Genomic DNA, 19,023 nt, shown 5'->3' on the forward strand with positions numbered 1-19,023 from the left:
TTGTACGAGGAGGAAATAGAACTTGAAAAAAATAATACTTACAGGTGGAGGCTCTGCTGGACATGTTACACCTAATCTTGCCTTAGTTCCAAGATTAAAAGAACTAGGATATAACATACAGTATATAGGAACCGAAAACGGAATTGAAAGAAAAATAATAGAAGATCAAAAAATAGAATATCATATAATATCCAGTGGTAAACTCCGAAGGTATTTCGATATAAAGAATTTTACTGATCCATTTAAAGTTTTAAAGGGAATACTTCAAGCTATACTTATAATAAGAAAGGAAAAACCTAACATAGTGTTTTCAAAAGGTGGATTTGTTTCAGTTCCTGTAGTAATTGCTGCACATATAAATAAAGTACCTGTCATTGCTCATGAATCAGATATAACTCCCGGACTTGCAAATAGATTGTCTGCACCTTACTGCACTAAGATTTGTGCTACATTTCCAGAGTCTTTAAAAAACATAAAGGGTAATAACTCAGTTTTAACAGGAACTCCTATAAGAAGAGAACTTCTAGATGGAAGTAGGATAATAGGCAGGAGAATGTGTGGATTTGATAATGAGAAACCAGTACTTCTCATAATAGGTGGAAGTCTAGGTTCTACGTTTATAAATAATACGGTTAGGAATTCACTAAATGAACTTTTAAAAAATTATAATATAGTTCACATATGTGGAAAAGGAAATTTAGATAGGTCCCTTAAGGAGAGAAAGGGATATGTACAATTTGAGTACATAAATGAAGAATTGCCGCATATAATGAATGCAGCGGATATAGTTATATCTAGAGCTGGTGCAAATGTAATATTTGAATTACTTGCTTTAAAAAAGCCAAACTTGTTAATTCCACTATCTAAAAAATCTAGTAGAGGAGATCAAATTTTAAATGCAGCCTCTTTTGAAAAAAGTGGATATAGTATGGTCCTCCAGGAAGAGGAACTTACTTCTCAGGTACTTTTAGATAGGGTTTTTAAACTCTATAGCTCTAGAAATGAATATATAAACAATATGGAGGCAAGTCCTGTGCAGGATGCAGTAGGTAAAATCATAAATTTAATAGAGAAATACAGTATATAAGGTTAATGTTAAAAATTTATAGTATAACTTTAAAAAACTGTCTTAAAAAGTTGTTATATAAAAAATGTTGACAATTAAACAGCTATTTAGTGCAAAACAACCATAAAAATTTAAAAAATACCATAAATTACTTGAAAAATAGTTGATAATAATGTAGAGTTATAAACAAAGGTGAAAAGCATTACTTGTATTCTTTTTTATATATTATTATAAATTAAAATGAAGCTGTATTAGAAAAAATACACACCTGTAATATAAAATTTTAAATTAATTTTTAATTTTTTCAAAATGTATTTTACATGTTTAGAATTTTGATGTATATTAAAATAGTAGAATACATAAGATACTTAATTTAATTAAAGATAGTTAAGTACTTTTCAATGTGCTTTTTTAGATGTTTAATACAAATCTTTAATTGTAAAAGAAATGCTGTACTATTTACTGTACTAGTGACGGGATTAAACTGTATTAATTATAAATAAAAAATAAGTACAGTTGTTTAAAATTATATTTTGTATTAAATCTAATAGTACGATGTAAGTTATTTTATACTATTGCTAGTTTAATAAAAAGATTTAATTATATACTTGAAAAGGAGAGGAATTTTTATGCGTAAAATGAAAACTATGGATGGAAATACTGCTGCTGCTTATATTTCCTATGCATTTACTGATGTAGCAGCTATTTATCCAATAACTCCATCATCACCAATGGCAGAACATGTAGATGAATGGGTAGCTAAGGGAAAGAAAAATATTTTTGGACAACAAGTAAAAGTTATGGAGATGCAATCAGAGGCTGGAGCATCAGGAGCCGTACATGGTTCACTACAAGCAGGAGCATTGACTAGTACATATACTGCATCTCAAGGCTTATTACTTATGATACCTAACATGTATAAGATTGCTGGTGAATTATTACCAGGAGTATTCCATGTATCAGCTAGAGCAGTAGCTGCAAATTCACTTAACATATTTGGTGATCACCAAGATGTTATGGCAACAAGACAAACTGGATTTGCTTTATTTGCAGAAAGTTCAGTACAACAGGTTATGGATCTTTCAGCAGTAGCCCATTTATCAGCAATAAAAGGAAGAGTTCCATTTGTAAACTTCTTTGATGGATTCAGAACTTCTCATGAAATTCAAAAAATCGAATTATTAGAGTATGAAGAATTAGCAAAATTAGTTGATCAGAAAGCTTTGAATGATTTTAGAAGAAGAGCTTTAAATCCAGATCATCCAGTAACTCGTGGTACAGCTCAAAATCCTGATATATACTTCCAGGAAAGAGAAGTTTCAAATACGTATTACGAAGCACTTCCAGAGATAGTTGAAGGATATATGCAAGAAATGACTAAACTTACAGGAAGAGAATATCATCTATTCAATTACTATGGAGCAAAAGATGCAGAGAGAATTATAATAGCTATGGGTTCTGTCTGTGAAACTGTAGAAGAAGTAATTGATTACTTAACCACAAAAGGTGAAAAAGTTGGATTACTTACAGTTCATTTATATAGACCATTCTCAATAAAACACTTTATGAAATACATACCAAAGACTGTTAAGAAAATTGCAGTCCTTGATAGAACAAAAGAACCAGGATCAATTGGAGAACCTCTTTATTTAGATGTTAAGAATGCTTTCTATGGACAAGAAGTACAACCAGTTATAGTTGGTGGAAGATATGGACTTGGTTCAAAAGATGTATTACCATCACATATTCTACCAGTATTTGAAAACTTAAAATCAGATAAACCTAAGGATAGATTTACATTAAGTATAGTTGATGATGTTACAAATACTTCATTACCTGTAGGAGAAGATATAAATACAACACCAGAAGGAACTACAGCTTGTAAGTTCTGGGGACTAGGATCAGATGGTACTGTTGGAGCAAACAAGAGTGCTATAAAGATCATTGGAGACCATACAGATATGTATGCTCAAGGATACTTTGCATATGATTCAAAGAAATCCGGTGGTATAACAGTTTCTCATTTAAGATTTGGTAAATCACCAATAAAATCACCATATCTTATAGATAAGGCTGATTTTGTTGCAGTTCATAACCAATCTTATGTTCATAAGTATGATGTACTTGCAGGACTTAAAAAAGGCGGTAACTTCTTATTAAATACAGTTTGGACTCAAGAAGAATTGGAAAAAGAGTTACCAGCTTCTATGAAGAAATATATAGCAAACAATGATATAAAATTCTATACATTAAATGCTGTTAAAATAGCTCAAGAAATTGGACTTGGTGGAAGAATAAATATGATATGTCAATCAGCATTCTTTAAGATTGCAAATATCATTCCAATAGATGATGCTGTTAAGTACTTAAAAGAAGCAGTTGTAACTTCTTATGGTAAGAAGGGACAAAAAGTTGTAGATATGAATAACGCTGCTATAGACAAGGGCGTAAATGCAGTAGTTAAAATAGATGTTCCAGCTTCATGGAAAGATACAGAAGATGAAGCAGCAGCTACAAAGGAACTTCCTAAATTTATAGAAAAAATAGTTAATCCTATGAATAGACAAGAAGGAGACAAACTTCCAGTAAGTGCATTTGTAGGAATGGAAGATGGTACATTCCCAGCAGGAACTGCAGCTTATGAAAAGAGAGGAATAGCTATAAATGTTCCAGAATGGCAAGTAGACAAATGTATACAATGTAACCAATGTTCATTTGTATGTCCACATGCAGCTATAAGACCAGTTCTTACAACTGAAGAAGAATTAGCTAAAGCACCTCAAGGATTTGAAGCTAAAGATGCAAATGGAGCAAAAGGACTTAAATTTACAATGGCTATTTCACCACTTGATTGTTCAGGATGTGGAAACTGTGAAGATGTATGTCCAGCAAAAGAAAAAGCTCTTGTTATGAAGCCAGTAGATACTCAGCTGTCAAAGACAGAAGCTTGGGATTATGCTGTTAATGCTGTAGCTCATAAGGATAACCCAATGAAGGACAAATACAGTGTAAAAGCAAGTCAGTTCGAACAACCATTACTTGAGTTCTCAGGAGCTTGTGCAGGATGCGGAGAAACTCCTTATGTTAAACTTGTAACTCAATTGTTTGGTGATAGAATGATGATAGCAAATGCTACAGGATGTTCATCAATTTGGGGAGCATCAGCACCAGCAACTCCATACACAACTAACTATAGAGGACATGGTCCATCTTGGGCTAACTCATTATTTGAAGACAATGCTGAATATGGATTAGGTATGTTCCTTGGAGTTAAACAGACAAGAGAAAGACTTCAGGATAAAATTGAAGAAGCTTTAAAGGGTAGTTTAAGTGCAGAACTTAAAGCTGCTTTTGAAGACTGGATTAAAAACTTTGCTGAAGGTGAAGGAACAAGAGAAAGAGCTGATAAAATAACAGCTTTACTTGAAAAAGAAAAGGGAAGCAATGATTTATTAAATGATATTTATGAAAACAGAGACTTCCTAGTAAAGAGATCCCACTGGATAATTGGTGGAGACGGTTGGGGCTATGATATTGGATATGGTGGAGTAGATCATGTTTTAGCTTCAAATGAAGATGTAAATATTCTTGTACTTGATACAGAAGTATATTCAAATACAGGTGGACAATCTTCAAAATCAACTCCAACAGCTGCTGTAGCTAAATTTGCTGCAAGTGGTAAGAAGACTAAGAAGAAAGATCTTGGAATGATGGCTATGAGTTATGGATATGTTTATGTAGCTCAGATTTCAATGGGTGCTGATAAGAATCAGGCATTAAAGGCAATTCATGAAGCAGAAGCTTATCATGGACCATCACTTATAATAGCTTATGCTCCATGTATCAATCATGGCTTAAGAGTTGGAATGGGTAAGAGCCAGAGAGAAGCTAAGAGAGCTGTTGATTGTGGATATTGGGCACTTTACAGATACAATCCAGAATTAAAAGAAGAAGGAAAGAAATCATTTAGCTTGGATTCAAAAGAACCAACTACAGATTTCAAGGAATTCTTAATGGGAGAAGTAAGATACTCTTCACTTGCTAAACAATTCCCAGATCAGGCAGATGCATTATTTGAAAAGACTAAGAAAGATGCTCTTCAAAGAATTGCAGGATATAAAAAGCTTGATAATGAACAGTAATCAAGTAAATTTAATAAAAAGTATCAGATGGCGTAAGCTGTCTGGTACTTTTTTAATTAATAGTTAATTGGCAAAGCTTTTGAAAATAACAAAGTTCAAATAATAAATAAAGATGATTTCCATCTTACCTCAGGAAATCTATAATTTTAATATTTTATGACGTTAGGAAGAAAATTGCCCTTATTTGTTATTTAAACTTTGTACTTTGTTATTTAAAAAATTAGTTTGTCCATTTAAAAATATTAAAAAAATACTTTTATTATAGAGCAATTAAGGTTAAAATTAGAACATAACAGTTAAAAGGAGGTGAAGATTCCTGGTAAATATATTTGTAAGATATCACCAAATAATAAATGCCAGGTTTACTTTATGGATAAAGAAAATTTAAATGAATGCAACTGTGGCTGTACTAGCCAAGAAGAAAATTGTGGCTGCACAGAAACACACGAACATGAACATGATTGCGGCTGTGGATGCGGCTGTGAAGATTCAGATCCTTTAATAGTAGATTTAGAGGATGAAAATGGAGAGATAGTTTCCTGTGAAATAGTTGATGGTTTTGAATATAAAGAAGGAAAATATGCTGTAGTTGAGAATCCTGAGAATGGCTCTACTTATTTATTTAAAGTGGAAAATGAAGGAGAGCTTGTTATTCCAGAGGATAACGAATTTGATGAAGTTTCAAAGTACTATGAAAAATTAATGGAAGAAGAATAATTAATTGGCGACGTATAGTCTTTCTAACTATACGTTGCCAATTAAAAAGTTTAAAGTTCACTTCCACCTTAAAACTTCAATCCCCTGGTTATCTTTTCTTGTGTAATTTATAAGATAAGGATTGCCTACCAATTTAAAGAGAGGCAAATCAGATAGTGAATCTGAGAACATATAAGAATTTTTGAAGTCAACTTCTATGTTGTCTTTTTTTAAAGATTCCATAAGCCTTGTTACCTTTTCTTCTCCTTTGCAGTTTTGTCCGAGAATTTTTCTAGTATGCTTTCCATTTACAATTTCAAATCGTGTACCTATTATTTTATCAACTTCCTCTATTTTATATAATTCTTTTAAATAAAATTCTGCAGAAGCAGATATCAGATATATTTTATAGCCACTATTTTTAAATTTTTTTAAGGTATATAGAGCATCTTTGTAAAATATTTTACTTAGTCTTTTTTCGTAAAATTCTTTTGTGAGAAGTTCCATATCCTTTTCACGTATTCCATTTATAAATGAAATAAAATTTTCTTTAGCCTTTTTAGCACTAAAAACCTTCAGTACAAATAAAAGGGCAGACATAATGCTAAAAGGTGCGTATAATATGAGTCTAGGACGTTTTTTTACCATGAATATGTAAAATTCCATTAAGGTTTCACTATTTGTTAAAGTAAAATCTACGTCAAATATAGCGAGTTTTTCCAAATGAATCACTTCCTTATTTAATTATAATATCATACTTTGCTTCTATTAAAAACTTTATGTAATGTAAATGACTTTGTTTAGAATTATAATAGAAAAATTGCGAAACAATATTTTTAATTAATAGTTAAGAATGAAGAATTAATAGTTAATGTGGAAAACTTTCCATGAATAATGTAGAATATAATAGAGACTAAATGGCAACATTTAGTTAAATAATAAGAAAATATATGAAAGGGAGATTTGATTTACATGAGTGAGTGTATTGAAAAATTTTTTCTATATAATAATGAATTAAAAAACAAAGAACAATTTAAAGAGGCTGAATTTAAACATGGAAAGTCTATATATGAGGTAATACGTATTATAGATGGAAAACCTCTTTTTTTAAAGTTACATTTAAGACGTATGAAAAACTCAGCAAAAATAACTAATTTGAGATTATGGCTTAATGAAAAAGATATTAAAAATAGTATATTAAAACTTATAAAGGCAAATGAAATTTCAGTAGGTAATATAAAGATTATTTTTAATTTCTATGAAAAGAATACATTTTTGTCTTATTTTTTGCCTTATAATTATCCATCTCTAGAAGAGTATAAAGTGGGAGTAGACACCATCTTTTATCATGGAGAAAGAGAAAATCCAAATGCAAAAGTAATAAATTATGAGTTTAGAACTAAGGTAGATAGTACGATAAAAGAAAAGAATGTGTTTGAAGCTATACTTGTGGATAGTAATGGAAACATTACAGAGGGGAGTAAGTCCAATATATTTATGATAAAGGGAAATACTGTTGTAACTGCACCATTAAAAAATGTGCTTCCTGGAACTACGAGAAAGGTTGTAATGGATATCTGCAGTAAAATAGGGCTTGAAGTGTCAGAGAAAGAGGTAAGCTATAAGGATGTAGAGAAGTTTGATGCACTATTTATATCTGGTACATCACCAAAAGTACTGCCTATAAAAAAAGTGGAAAACGTTAAATTTGATTCTTCAAACAATAAAGTACTGCTTAAAATTATAAAAGCATACGATAAAGAAGTAAGGGATGACATAAAAAATTTTGATACAGATTAGAACATAGAAGGCTTAAGATAGATTATATATGATATTGAAGTTTTTATCCGATGGCTTTCTACTGTAACACTCCCACGCACACAGCGAAAGCGACTATCACCAAATCAAAGATTTGGGATATCTGCTTTTCTACCAAGGTGGGAGATAACAGTAGCTACGTCTCTGGATAATTCATCTAAACTTAGTGGGAAAAACAAATTCCCACTAAGCAAGATTCATTAATTAGGGGGAGATAATTATGAAAGAATTGTTTCATGGTACTTCACTAGAGGAATGCTTAGAATCTGCCAGCTGTAAACTAAATATGCCAAAAGACAAATTACAATATAAGATTGTTAAGAAAAGCAAATTACTTTTTAGAAAAAAAGTAATAATAGAAGTGTCTTTTGGGGAAGAAGATCAGAGTAATGTAAATTCTGTTACAGAGAAGGAAATTGTAAAAACAAATGAAAAAGATGGAACCATAAAATTAGAAAATGGCAAAATAATTGTAAAGGATCCTATTGAAGATGGGAAACCTGCGGTAATACATAGGGGACATAATATATCTATTTTTGTAGATGGAGCTGAAGTTAAGGATAAATGTGAAGTATTTAGTAAAAATAAAATAGAAATAGTTTTTGAAGAAGATGAACCAAAAAGACAAATGAATATATATCTATCTGATGATAGAATGAAAGCATATGCTGAAGTTAAATATATATCTAAAAACGTTTACAAACTGAAAGACAAAGATGAGAGTCATAAAGTGAATTTTGAAGGAGAAATAATTCAATCAATAAAGCCTCCTATGTATACAGTAAATGAAATTAAGAACGAATTATCTAATAATAAAGTGATTTATGGTATAATGGAAGAAAATTTGAAAGAAGTTGTAAACGGTGATAAAAAACTTGTAGTAGCTTGTGGAAAAGAAGCTGTAAACGGTGAGGATGATTTTCTAGAGAATAAGTTTGAAACCTCCGTAGTTTTAAAAGAAGATACGATTGGAAATATAGACTTTAAAAGTATAGGTACCATAAATGTTGTAAAAAAAGGAGATATAATTGCAATAAAACATAATGGCACTTTAGGCAAAGATGGATTTGATGTTACTGGAAAGGTTTTAAAATGTAAACCAATAAAACAAATTAAAATAAAGGTTGGAGATGGATGTGTACTTAAAGATGAAAACACCGTTGAAGCATCAATAGATGGTAAACCCTCCATAAAAAGCAACACTTATTATGTTCATCAGGTACACGAAATTAATGGAGATGTGGATATAAGCACTGGGAATATAAATTTTATAGGTGATATAATTATACATGGAAATGTAAAAGAAGGCATGAAAGTAGAATGTGGCAACGACCTTATTGTGGAAAAAGAAGTAGAAAGGGCTAGTTTAAATGCAAAAGGTGATATAAGTATAGGACAAACTGTTGTTAGCTCTCAAATATGTGGTGGCGGTGACAGTGTAAAGAAGATTAAGGCTATGGAACACCTGAGCAAATTTAATAAGAATATGGAACAGTTAGTGGGGGCCGTAAAAGAAATAAAAGACTATAATCTGCTTGGCAAAAGTAAAAAGGATGGAGAAATAATAAAAATATTATTGGAAAGTAAATTCAAGAAACTTATTAAGCTGGGCATAAATGTAATTGCGGACTTGAATGTTGAAAGTGATGATTATCAAGAGGATAAAATTGTAAGATTTATCAAAACCAAGCTTATAGGAATGGGACCTATAAGTATTAAAAGTTATTCCGAGTTAAATGAACTAATGAAAATTATTGAAGATAAAATAGAGGAACTAAAAGACACAAGGGCACTTCCTGTGAAAGTGGTTTTATCTTACTGTCAGGACTCCAATATACAGAGTTCTGGTGATATAATAATAAAAGGAAGAGGAGAATATATATCACAAATTGATGCCAATGGTTCCATTGAATTTTTGCAAGAAAAGAGTGTGGCAAGAGGGGGAATACTAAAAGCTGAAAATGAAATAAAATGTAAGATTGTAGGGAGTGTAGCAGGAGTTTCTACAAAGCTTCAAGTAGAAAGTAAGGGTGGAAATATATGGGCAGATGTGGCTTATCATAATACGGTATTTAAAGTTGAAAACAAGGAAATTGTTCTAGATTCTCCAAGTAAAGATGTACATGTGTATTTGAAGGAAGGGGATATAGTAGTTGACAAATTTGTTCTATAAAAATCCTGTTGCAAAATGCATGATTTATGCTATTTTAAGTAGATATATGCTATAATTATGTAATAATTGATTTAAATAAGGATTTATAAGGATGGCTAACAATATTATTTAAGGAGGATTTTAAATGGATGGCAAGGAAATAAAAGTATTGATATTTAGTATAAATGGTGAGTACTATGCTACAGATATTATGGAAGTAGAGAGAATTTTGGGTTATGAAGAGACTACGAAGCTGCCGGATTCTCCTAACTTTGTAGAGGGAGTCATAAATTATGAAGGAAATATACTTCCTATAATATCCTTGAGTAAGAGATTTGGTTTTGCTTCAGCGGAAGAAAGTAAAGAGGCTAAGATAATAGTTACGAAACAAAGTGGAAATAAAATAGGAATAATAGTAGATGTTGTATCTGAAGTTACTGATGTAAATACTGCAGATATAGAAGTTGCACCTGATATAGTGTCCCAAATATCAAAAAGATATATAAAAGGCCTCATTAAAATAAAAGATAATATAATAATATTCTTAAATCTTGATAAAATACTTACTGAAGAAGAAAAGGAACTCATATAATTAAAAATTGAAAGGTGTATATTTATGGATATAAAAGAGATAAGAGTGGGAATAGCAGATATGAATACTGCAAGTTCTCCTGATAGAATTATAACCATTGGTTTGGGTTCCTGTGTAGGTATAGCTCTATATGATAAGGAAAAGTGTATAGGTGGGTTGGCACATATAATGCTGCCGGACAGCACTCAATTTACAAATACAAAAAATCCAATGAAATTTGCAGATTTAGCTATTCCTATTTTGATAGAAAAGTTAGAAGCCTTAGGTGTAAATAGAAGAAATTTAAAGGCTAAAATAGCAGGTGGGGCTTCTATGTTTAACTTCTCAGATAAAAGTGTAGTTATGAATATAGGAAGTAGGAATGGAGAAGCTGTAAAGAATATATTAAAAGAAAATTCTATTTCAATATTAGCAGAAGATCTAGGAGGCAACAAAGGTAGAACTATGATATTTGATACCAATGATGGAGGTGTCAAGATAAAGACAGTAGGAATTGGGATAAGGGAAATTTAAAAATTTAATGGAGTGATAATGCTTGGAAAAAATTAAGGTTTTAGTAGTAGATGATTCTGCATTAATGAGAAAAATTATTTCGGACATGATAGGTGAAGATGAATCTATAAGGGTTGTAGGAACTGCTAGAAATGGGGAAGATCTTTTAGAGAAACTATCGTTAAATTTTACTGAAAATAGTATGCCTGATGTAATAACTTTAGATGTAGAAATGCCAAAGATGGATGGAATAACAGCACTAGGCGAATTGAAAAAAAGGAATATTAATATACCTGTAATAGTTTTAAGCAGTGTCTCCAAGGAAGGAAAACAGCGTACAATGGAATGTCTTGATATGGGTGCTTTTGATTTTTTACCTAAGCCTTCAGGTACAATATCTTTGGATATAAATAAAGTTAAAACTGAGCTTGTAGAGAAGATAAAAGGAGCCTACCTGGCAAATACAGTTAAACCAAATAAAGCACAAGAAAATATACAACTGTCTATATCAAAAAATGAAAAAGCTTCCACATTAAATGTCACAAGTTCAAATGTAGATAGAAAAATGAAAAAAGATATAAATGCAGTGGTGATAGGAGCATCTACGGGCGGACCTAAAGCACTTTATTCAGTTATAACACAATTTCCCCAGAACATGGGAGTGCCGGTATTTGTAGTACAGCATATGCCTGCAGGATTTACTAAGGCTTTTGCAGACAGATTGGATTCTAATTCAAAAATAAAAGTATTAGAAGCAGAGGATGGTATGAATGTTGAAAAGAATACTGTTTATGTAGCACCTGGTGGATTTCATATGGAAGTATGGAGAGATAAGAGAATACATTTGAACAAAGAACCTGCCATTTGGGGAGTAAGGCCTGCAGTGGATAAGCTATTTATATCTGCATCAAAAGTATATGGAGAAAATATTATAAGTGTAGTTTTGACGGGTATGGGAAGAGATGGAGCACAAGGAACTGTAGAGATAAAGGAAAATGGAGGAATTACACTTTCTGAAGATGAATCAACTTGTACTATTTATGGTATGCCTAAAGCAGCTTATGCCACAGGAAAAGTGGACTTAGTTTTACCAATAGACAAAATAGCAAATGAAATAGTAAAAATAATAAAGTTTGGTGGGAGGTAGACTTATGGATATGGCTTATTTTAAGCAGTGGGTTTTAAGAGAATTCAATATAAATTTAGCTGCATATAAACCAAACCAATTACATAGGAGAATAAATAGCTTGATGTCCAGAGTAGGAGTTAAAAGTATAGATGAATACATAGAACTCTTAAAAAGGGACGGAGAGCAAAGACAGAAGTTTTTAGACTTTATAACTATAAATGTATCTGAATTTTTTAGAAATCCGGAGATATTTGAAGAGTTAAAAGTTAGATTAAAGGAAGAACTACTTCCTAGAAATAGTCCTTTGAAAATATGGAGTGCAGCTTGTTCAATTGGGGCTGAACCTTATTCAGTAGCTATGTATTTGGATGAATTGTCTCATGGAGTTAGACACACCATAATTGCAACAGATATAGATAACACTATAATTGAAAGGGCTAAAAGGGGAGAATATGTTTTATCAGAAGTAAAAAATGTAAAAAAAGAATATTTAGATAAGTATTTTACTATAAAGGACGATAAATATATTATAAGTCCTATAATAAAAAATTTAATCACATTTAAAAAGCATGATTTAATACTTCAAAATTATGAAAGTAACTTTGATTTAATAATATGCAGAAATGTGGTAATATATTTTAATCAAGATGTAAAAGATAAAATATATGAAAAGTTTAGCAAGTCACTTAAAAAAGGAGGACTACTATTTGTCGGGGCCACTGAAAGCATATACAATTATAGAGATTATGGCTTTGAGAAGGCTTCTACCTTTATATATAGAAAGCTATAAGGAGGGAATAAAATGGATACGTCGCAGTATATGTCTATGTTTCTAGAGGAATCAATGGACAACTTGCAAACACTTAATGAATCATTACTTCAGCTTGAGCAAGAACCAGACAACATAGATAAGGTAAATGAAATTTTTAGAGTAGCACATACAATAAAAGGAATGGCAGCTACTATGGGATTTAATGAAGTGGCTGAACTTACTCACAAAATGGAAGATGTACTATCTGAATTTAGGGATGGACAATTAAAAGTAAACCAAGATGTAGTTACAGTCTTATTTAAATGCCTGGATACTCTTGAGCAGATGATAAAAAATATAGAGGATGGAGTAGATGAAGAAACTCCTATTCAGGATATCATTGAAGAATTGGAAAAGATATCTGGTCAAAAAGATGAAAGTGAAGCTAATAAACCTGAAAAAGAAGATAATGTCCAGGAACAAAATGCTGCAGTGGAATCTAAAGGCAAAGATTCTATGGTAGAATTGAATGAATATGATATAAATGTAGTTAAACAAGCTGAGGACAAGGAATTTAACGCTTATGAAATAAAAATTAAACTTAGCGAAAATACTCTTTTGAAATCTGCAAGGGCATTTTTAATATTTAAGGATTTGGAAGCAGTAGGAGAAATAATAAAGTCTATTCCTGGTACAGAGGATATAGAAAATGAAAATTTTGAATTTGAAATATGCCTTGTTTTATTAACTAAAAGTACTTCAGAAGATGTCCATAAACTTTTGATGAACATATCTGAGGTGGAAGAAGTTACTGTGGAAGACGTGGACATCCAGGCAGAAAAAGCAAAGAAAATGGAATCAGATTCAGCTAAAAAAGAAGAAGAGATAAAAGTTAAAGCTGAAAAGAAAGCTGCCCAGGAAGTAGTAAAGCCAAAGCCAGCAGCAGTAGCTCAAAAGAAAAGTAAAAATCCTCCTAAAAAGGAACCTCATAAAAAAATGCACCAGTCTGTAAGAGTTGATCTGGAAAGATTAGATAAATTTATGAATATGGTGTCTGAATTGGTTATAAATAGGACAAGAATGGAGCAAATTAGCAGCAGTTATAAGTTAAATGAATTAAATGAAGTTTTAGAACAGGTGGCAAGGACAACTTCAGATTTACAAGATTTAGTAATGAAGATAAGAATGCTGCCTCTTGATACTGTATTTAACAGATTTCCTAGGATGATAAGGGATTTATCCGTAGAACTGGATAAAGAGATGGAGCTTATAATTGAAGGAGCAGATACAGAACTTGACAGAACAGTAATAGATGAAATTGGAGAGCCTCTAATTCACTTGCTTAGAAATGCAGCAGATCATGGTGTAGAATCTAAAGAAGAAAGAATTGCAAAGGGAAAAGATCCTGTAGGAAAAATAAAACTTATTGCTTATCAGGAAGGAACTAAAGCTGTAATTAAAGTTGAAGATGATGGAAGTGGAATACCTGTAGAGAAGATAAGAGAAAAAGCAGAAAATGCAGGTATAAATACTGAAGGAATGACAGAAGCTGACATAAAGAATCTCATATTTATGCAGGGAATAAGCAGTAATACCGAGGTAACAGATATATCAGGAAGAGGAGTTGGAATGGATGTAGTAAAGACCAAAATATCCTCTCTTGGTGGAACAGTAGAACTTGTAAGTGAAAAAGACAAAGGATCATCTTTTATAATAAGGCTTCCACTTACACTTCAGATAATTCAAGTACTTCTTGTAGGTGTAGGGGATGAAACCATGGCTATATCTTTAAGCTATGTAGACAGAGTTATAGATTATAAAGATGATTTAGTGAAGATGACTAATAATAAAGAAGTTATAATATATAATGGAAATGTAATACCTCTTATAAGACTTTATGAAAAACTTGGTGTTGAAAAATCAGCTAGCAACAAAAATTATATAGTAATAGTTAAGGTAGGAGAAAAAACTGTAGGACTTATGGTAGATTCCTTACTTGGACAGAGGGAAATTGTTATAAAACCTCTTGGAAAGACACTGAAAAATTTGAAAGAATATATGGGAGCAACCATATTGGGAAATGGACTTGTAACTTTGATATTGGATGTTGCTGCCCTGGTATAAGGAGGAAAATAATGGACTATAAAAACCTTACTCCTATTCAACTTGACGCATTAAGAGAAGTTGGGAATATAGGTACAGGGAATGCAGCCACAGCATTATCTCAGCTTATAAATAGAAAAGTTGATATGACAGTACCTGCTATAAATATAGTGCCTTTTGACGACATCTTTACGAACATTGGTGAAGGTGAGGTAGTTATAGGCGTAATAGTTAGAATCTTAGGCGATATACCTGGAAATATACTGTTTATATTTGAAAAGAATACTGCTATGGATCTAATTTCTATGTTAACCGGTCAGAGGGAAGAGGAATTAAGTGATATGGGAAACTCTGTTATATGCGAAATAGGCAATATAATATCTAGTTCCTATATGAATTCTATAGCAAAATTTACTGGACTGCATGTAATACCATCAGTTCCAGCAGCTACTTGCGATATGCTTGGGGCAATACTTTCAACTACATTTATAGAATCAGGACAATATGATGAGTATGTTCTTGACATAGAAACACTTTTTATGCAAAATAATTCAGAGTTAAGTGGGCACTTTTACTATATTCCGGTGCCTGGTTCAATGGAAAAAATTTTAAGTGCTTTAGGAATAGGATAAATATTTAGTAGTAAATAATTTGGAGGGAAGAAAATGGCTAAAATATTAATTGTAGATGACGCTGCTTTTATGAGAATGATGATAAAGGATATATTAGAAAAGAACGGATTTGAGGTAGTGGGGGAAGCAAACAACGGATTAAAAGCTGTGGAGTTATATAAAAAGGAAAAACCAGATGTAGTTACAATGGATATAACGATGCCGGATATGGATGGTATTGAGGCTGTTAAGGCAATAAAAGGATTTGATGCAGGTGCAAAAATTATAATGTGCTCTGCAATGGGTCAGCAGACTATGGTTATGGATGCTATAAAAGCTGGAGCTAGAGATTTTATAGTAAAGCCTTTTCAACCGGATAGAGTTTTAGAAGCAATAAATAAAGTAGTAGCTTCTTAATAATAAGAATATAATTATTTGTAAATTGTTAAACAGATAATCAGAAATTAAAATTTTATGGCTGGTATAAAGGTAACAAGGTTTATTACGAAAACTATCAAGTAGAGTTAAATTTATTGCAAACTTTAAATAGCTAGGATAGTATACTCCATATATTTAATTTCTGATTTAATCTGGTAAGCAGAAAATTAAGATTTGAAATTTTATACAAGGATACTTGTTACATAGTTTGTGTACCTATGTATATGGAGGTGTAAATATGCAAGTTGTTATATTTAGATTAAATAACGAACAATTTGCTGTAGAAACAGCTAAAGTTCAAAGTATAAATAATTCTATGGAAATAACAAAAGTCCCACAGGCGCCAGCTTACATAAAGGGACTTATAAATTTAAGGGGAAATGTAATATCTCTCCTAGATATAAATCTCTTGATGGATATTCCAAAAGCTGAGATAAGTGAAAACAGTATACTTATACTGGAAATGGAAGACGAATTAGTGGGAATAACAGTAGATCAAGTAGATGAAGTTTTAGATGTAGAAGAAAATGCTATTGAAAAGATAAATGATGAAGGAAAAAAAGTCTATATAGAGGGAATAATAAATTTTAAAGATAGTATAGTTACTTTAATTGATATAGACAAACTTCTTTCAAATTAGAATTTTCTTAAGAAATGAGGGAAGAGAATGGCAGATGTATTATCACAGAATGAAATAGATGACCTTTTAGCTGCCTTATCTGCTGGAGAACTTACTCCAGATGAAGTACCCAAAGAAGAGGAAAAGCAGAAAGTAAAGCCTTACGATTTTAGAAGTCCCCAGAAGTTTTCTAAAGATCATATAAGGACTCTTGAACTTATTCATGACAATTATGCTAGAATAATTTCAAATTATTTAACTGCGCAGGTTAGAACTAATGTAAAAGTAAAAGTGGAATCTGTTCAGCAAATAACTTATGAGGAGTTTATTCATTCTGTACCTAATCCTACTGTTTTAACTATATTTAAAATGCCGCCGTTAAGCGGATCTGTTTTGTTTGAAGTAAATCCTCAATTTGTATTTCAAATTATAGATTTGCTCTTGGGGGGAAATGGTAAAGGAAAATACAAAGTTAAGGAATTTACTGATATAGATAAAAATATTATAAAGGTTGTAAATGCAGGGCTTATATCAAATTTGAAATTGGCCTGGGAAGATGTAATGCCTATAGAAACAGAAGTGGAGGGGCTTGAGACAAATCCTGCACTAAACCAGACACTTGCACCTAATGATCCTGTTGCACTTATAACTTTTTCAGTGGAGATGGGAAACAGCAGTACTTTTATAAACATATGCATTCCTTATTTGAGTATAGAAAAGGTACTTGATAAATTAGTAGTTCAATACTGGTTTCAGGACAGTGATGAAGATATATTGAATGAGTCCAGAGAGAAGCTTAGAAATAGGTTAGATATAGTTGATGTAGAACTCACTGCCATACTTGGAACTGTAGATGTTACGGTACAAGAATTTTTGAACCTTAATGTGGGAGACGTATTGACCCTAAAGGAAAAAACTACAAGCCCTGTGAAACTAATGGTGGAAGATAAGGTGTATTATTATGGAAAGCCTGGTGTAATAGATAAGAACATGGGCGTTGAGATATTAGATATTTTAGATAAGGATGTGGAAAATTATGAGTAATGGATTTCTTTCACAGGAAGAGATAGATGCACTTTTAAATGGAGGAGAAAGTACGCCGGATCCACCATCAGAAACAAATTCTCAAGATGACCCACAGTTGCCAGATATAGAGAAAGATTTACTTGGAGAAATAGGAAATATATCTATGGGATCTGCCTCTACAGCACTTTCTACAATAATAAACCAGCAGGTAAATATAACTACACCAGTGGTAGTTGTAACTACTCTTAAAGAGTTGAAAAATGAATTTGAAGTTCCAAATGTTGCTTTGGAAGTTAAATATACAGAAGGTATAATAGGAGAAAACTTACTGGTAATGAAGATTACAGATGCGGCTGTAATTGCAAGTCTTATGATGGGCGGAGACGGTAAAATAGATCCAGATATTAAAGAATTAGGCGAGATAGAAATAAGTGCAGTATCTGAGGCTATGAACCAGATGATAGGGTCGGCTGCTACATCTATGGCTACTATGCTAATGAGGGAGGTAAATATATCCCCTCCTGTGTCTAAAGTATGGAATGATATTACAAAACCTCTTACTGAAGGAATAAGTGAAGATGAGGCGGTTGTAAAAGTATCATTTTCCCTTAAAATAGGGGAACTAGTAGATAGTAGTATAATGCAGGTATTACCTATAGCTACAGCTAAAAAAGTAGTTTCTATAATGATGGGTCAGGAAGAAACTGCACCAGCGGAGTCAGCTCCTAGTGCACCTGAAAATGATAGTACTAGTACTGAACCTGAACTTGAGCCTCAACCTGAGTCTCAACCACCTATACAGCAGTCTCAGCCAGCACCAGCACAGTCTCAAATGGAGCAAAGGACACCGGTGTACGAGAAACCTATAGAAACAAATGTAAACAAGCAACCTGTAGAAGTCAGCCGGGCATCTTTTCAGCCACTTAGTGGATCGCAGGATACAGAAGTTGTCCCTAAAAATATAGATCTTATATTGGATGTACCTCTTGAAATATCAGTGGTACTTGGAAGAACAAAAAAGAACATTAAAGATATATTGAATTTAGGGACGGGTTCTCTTATAGAATTAGATAAATTGGCAGAGGAACCTGTGGAGATACTGGTAAATGGTAAGAAAGTAGCTTATGGAGAAGTGGTAGTAATAGATGAAAACTTTGGAGTTAGAATAACGGGAATTGTGAGCAATGAGGAAAAAATTAGATCTTTAGGAAGATAATATTACTATAAGTATAAATAAATTTAGAAATAAGATGTGTATGGTGAAAGCTATACACATCTTATTTTAATTTATAATATAATGAAATTTATTTGTGTATTAAAGTGGAAACATATAGGGACTTTTTATTTAAAATAAGCAATTTATATTCAATTCAAAGTATAAATATTAA

At 31.9% G+C, this 19,023-nt stretch carries 16 protein-coding genes; 15 read left to right on the forward strand and 1 reads right to left on the reverse strand.

Annotation, left to right across the window (positions count from 1 at the left end):
- The first annotated feature begins 22 nt into the window (after positions 1 to 22).
- The 3 genes from CLJU_RS04600 (at position 23) to CLJU_RS04610 (ending at position 5,925) form a co-directional block, all read left to right on the forward strand.
- Positions 23 to 1,087, forward strand: a complete 1,065-nt coding sequence (locus CLJU_RS04600) for an undecaprenyldiphospho-muramoylpentapeptide beta-N-acetylglucosaminyltransferase (protein WP_013237598.1) — start codon at positions 23 to 25, stop codon at positions 1,085 to 1,087.
- Between the two features lie 608 nt (positions 1,088 to 1,695).
- Positions 1,696 to 5,208 carry a pyruvate:ferredoxin (flavodoxin) oxidoreductase gene (nifJ, locus tag CLJU_RS04605; RefSeq protein WP_013237599.1) on the forward strand — a complete coding sequence of 1,171 codons (3,513 nt, stop codon included), beginning with the start codon at positions 1,696 to 1,698 and terminating at the stop codon, positions 5,206 to 5,208.
- A gap of 369 nt (positions 5,209 to 5,577) precedes the next feature.
- On the forward strand, positions 5,578 to 5,925 hold the full coding sequence (locus CLJU_RS04610) for a DUF1292 domain-containing protein (RefSeq protein ID WP_013237600.1): 348 nt from the start codon (positions 5,578 to 5,580) through the stop codon (positions 5,923 to 5,925).
- Between the two features lie 57 nt (positions 5,926 to 5,982).
- On the opposite strand, the gene CLJU_RS04615 is transcribed toward CLJU_RS04610, so the two are convergent.
- A complete protein-coding gene (locus tag CLJU_RS04615; RefSeq protein WP_013237601.1) occupies positions 5,983 to 6,627 on the reverse strand; it encodes an HAD-IB family hydrolase in 645 nt (214 codons plus the stop codon).
- A gap of 249 nt (positions 6,628 to 6,876) precedes the next feature.
- On the opposite strand from CLJU_RS04615, the gene CLJU_RS04620 reads away from it, so the two are divergent.
- The 12 genes from CLJU_RS04620 (at position 6,877) to fliY (ending at position 18,851) form a co-directional block, all read left to right on the forward strand.
- Complete coding sequence (locus CLJU_RS04620) at positions 6,877 to 7,704, forward strand: aminotransferase class IV (RefSeq protein WP_013237602.1); 828 nt, start codon at positions 6,877 to 6,879, stop codon at positions 7,702 to 7,704.
- Positions 7,705 to 7,942: 238 nt separating this feature from the next.
- Positions 7,943 to 9,895, forward strand: coding sequence for a DUF342 domain-containing protein (locus tag CLJU_RS04625; RefSeq protein WP_013237603.1), 1,953 nt, complete (start codon positions 7,943 to 7,945; stop codon positions 9,893 to 9,895).
- A gap of 124 nt (positions 9,896 to 10,019) precedes the next feature.
- Positions 10,020 to 10,466 (forward strand): chemotaxis protein CheW, encoded by a 447-nt coding sequence (locus CLJU_RS04630; RefSeq protein WP_013237604.1) that lies wholly within the window; start codon positions 10,020 to 10,022, stop codon positions 10,464 to 10,466.
- A gap of 24 nt (positions 10,467 to 10,490) precedes the next feature.
- Positions 10,491 to 10,979 (forward strand): chemotaxis protein CheD, encoded by a 489-nt coding sequence (locus CLJU_RS04635; protein ID WP_013237605.1) that lies wholly within the window; start codon positions 10,491 to 10,493, stop codon positions 10,977 to 10,979.
- Between the two features lie 22 nt (positions 10,980 to 11,001).
- Complete coding sequence (locus CLJU_RS04640) at positions 11,002 to 12,105, forward strand: protein-glutamate methylesterase/protein-glutamine glutaminase (RefSeq protein WP_013237606.1); 1,104 nt, start codon at positions 11,002 to 11,004, stop codon at positions 12,103 to 12,105.
- 4 nt (positions 12,106 to 12,109) lie between these two features.
- Positions 12,110 to 12,877: a CheR family methyltransferase gene (locus CLJU_RS04645; RefSeq protein ID WP_013237607.1), complete on the forward strand. Its 768-nt coding sequence runs from the start codon at positions 12,110 to 12,112 to the stop codon at positions 12,875 to 12,877.
- A gap of 12 nt (positions 12,878 to 12,889) precedes the next feature.
- On the forward strand, positions 12,890 to 14,962 hold the full coding sequence (locus CLJU_RS04650) for a chemotaxis protein CheA (protein WP_013237608.1): 2,073 nt from the start codon (positions 12,890 to 12,892) through the stop codon (positions 14,960 to 14,962).
- 11 nt (positions 14,963 to 14,973) lie between these two features.
- On the forward strand, positions 14,974 to 15,573 hold the full coding sequence (locus CLJU_RS04655; protein WP_013237609.1) for a chemotaxis protein CheC: 600 nt from the start codon (positions 14,974 to 14,976) through the stop codon (positions 15,571 to 15,573).
- Between the two features lie 33 nt (positions 15,574 to 15,606).
- Positions 15,607 to 15,969, forward strand: a complete 363-nt coding sequence (locus tag CLJU_RS04660) for a response regulator (protein ID WP_013237610.1) — start codon at positions 15,607 to 15,609, stop codon at positions 15,967 to 15,969.
- A gap of 259 nt (positions 15,970 to 16,228) precedes the next feature.
- Entirely contained in the window at positions 16,229 to 16,630 is a 402-nt protein-coding gene (locus tag CLJU_RS04665) for a chemotaxis protein CheW (protein ID WP_013237611.1), read from the forward strand.
- A 27-nt stretch (positions 16,631 to 16,657) separates the two neighbouring features.
- Positions 16,658 to 17,653, forward strand: coding sequence for a flagellar motor switch protein FliM (gene fliM / locus CLJU_RS04670; RefSeq protein ID WP_013237612.1), 996 nt, complete (start codon positions 16,658 to 16,660; stop codon positions 17,651 to 17,653).
- Positions 17,646 to 18,851: a flagellar motor switch phosphatase FliY gene (gene fliY, locus CLJU_RS04675; RefSeq protein ID WP_013237613.1), complete on the forward strand. Its 1,206-nt coding sequence runs from the start codon at positions 17,646 to 17,648 to the stop codon at positions 18,849 to 18,851. Before fliM ends, fliY begins: the two co-directional genes overlap by 8 nt.
- Positions 18,852 to 19,023 lie beyond the last annotated feature (172 nt).

The organism is Clostridium ljungdahlii DSM 13528, from assembly GCF_000143685.1.
Lineage (GTDB): Bacteria > Bacillota > Clostridia > Clostridiales > Clostridiaceae > Clostridium_B > Clostridium_B ljungdahlii.